This window comes from Streptomyces hygroscopicus subsp. hygroscopicus (assembly GCF_001553455.1).
Classification (GTDB): domain Bacteria; phylum Actinomycetota; class Actinomycetes; order Streptomycetales; family Streptomycetaceae; genus Streptomyces; species Streptomyces hygroscopicus.
On record NZ_BBOX01000652.1, the window covers coordinates 1 to 1,381 of the forward strand.

2 protein-coding genes are annotated in these 1,381 nt (G+C 78.6%); both read left to right on the plus strand.

All coding sequences use genetic code 11. The annotated features are described in order from the left end of the window. Nucleotides 1-756 (plus strand): D-glycero-beta-D-manno-heptose 1-phosphate adenylyltransferase (gene rfaE2, locus AXW62_RS39665; protein ID WP_107406406.1); only part of this gene is annotated, 756 nt, incomplete at its 5' end. Nucleotides 757-902: 146 nt separating this feature from the next. Continuing rightward, on the plus strand, nt 903-1,381 hold a 479-nt coding region (locus AXW62_RS39670; protein ID WP_370682979.1), incomplete at its 3' end, for a glycosyltransferase family 9 protein.

Consider the following 1,381-nt stretch of genomic DNA (forward strand, 5'->3'; position numbering starts at 1 on the left):
ATCCTCACCCTCCCGCACAGCGACAGCCCCATGTACGTGCCCGCGCCCCACCGGGCGCAGGGCGACCCCTGCGGCGCCGGGGACTGCTTCGCCGCCACCGCGGCCGGGGCGCTGGCCGACGGGGGGCTCCCGGAGGAGGCGGTGCAGCTCGCCGTGGCCGAGGCGGCCGCGTTCGTCGCCGCGGGCGGTGCCGGGAACCCCGCCCTGTGGGAGGTCCCCGCCGACGGCCCGGGAACCCACCCGACCGAGCCCCGCCGCCCCACCGACGCCTACGCCCTGGCCGAGGCCGTCCGCGCCCGGGGCGGCACGGTCGTCGCCGCCGGCGGCTGCTTCGACCTGCTGCACGCCGGTCACGTCGGGCTGCTGCAGAACGCCCGCCGCACCGGCGACTGCCTCATCGTCTGCGTCAACTCCGACGCCTCCGTGGGCCGCCTCAAGGGGCCCGGCAGGCCCATCAACCCGGTGGCCGACCGGATCCGCGTCCTGTCCGGACTCGGCTGTGTGGACGCCGTCGCCGTCTTCGACGAGGACACCCCCGAGCGGCTGCTGCGCCGGCTGCGCCCGGATGTGTGGGTCAAGGGCGGCGACTACAGCGCGGACGCCCTGCCCGAGGCCGCCGTGCTGCGCGCATGGGGCGGGCAGGCCCTGGTCCTGCCCTACCTCGACGGCCGCTCCACCACCGAACTCGCCCGCCGGGCCGCCCTCGGCCCGGCCTCCGCCGGGCCCGCCGCCCCACCCTTCCGTCCCCGCCGATGAGCGCTCCGCAGATGGACTGCCGCCCCACCCCTCCGTCCCCGCCGGTGGGTGGCCGTCCCACCCCTCCGTCCCCGCCGGTGGGTGGCCGTCCCACCTCTCCGTCCCCGCGGATGAGCGGCGGCGCGGTCACCCCTGCGTCCCCGCCGATGGGCGGCCGACCCGCCGTCGGCCGCCCGCGGCTGCTGGTCCTGCGCGCCCTCGGCCTCGGCGATCTGCTCACCGCCGTCCCCGCCCTGCGTGCGCTGCGGAGGGCCCACCCCGACCACGAACTGCTGCTGGCCGCGCCCGCCCGGCAGGCACCGGCCGCCGCCGCCACGGGGGCCGTCGACCGGGTGATTCCCGTCTCTGCCCCCGGCCGGGCCGTCCCCGGCCGGATCGACTGGAGCGGACCGCCGCCCGATGTCGCGGTGGACCTCCACGGCAACGGTCCGGCCAGCCACCGTCCGCTGTCCCGGCTGCGCCCCGCCCGCCTGCTGGCCTATGCCCACCCCCCGGCGCGGATCGCCGGTCCCGCGTGGCGTGAGGACGAGCACGAACGGATCCGCTGGTGCCGTCTGCTGTCCTGGTACGGCATCCCGGCCGACCCCCACGACCTGCGCATCCCCGCGCCCGAACGTCCCTCGCC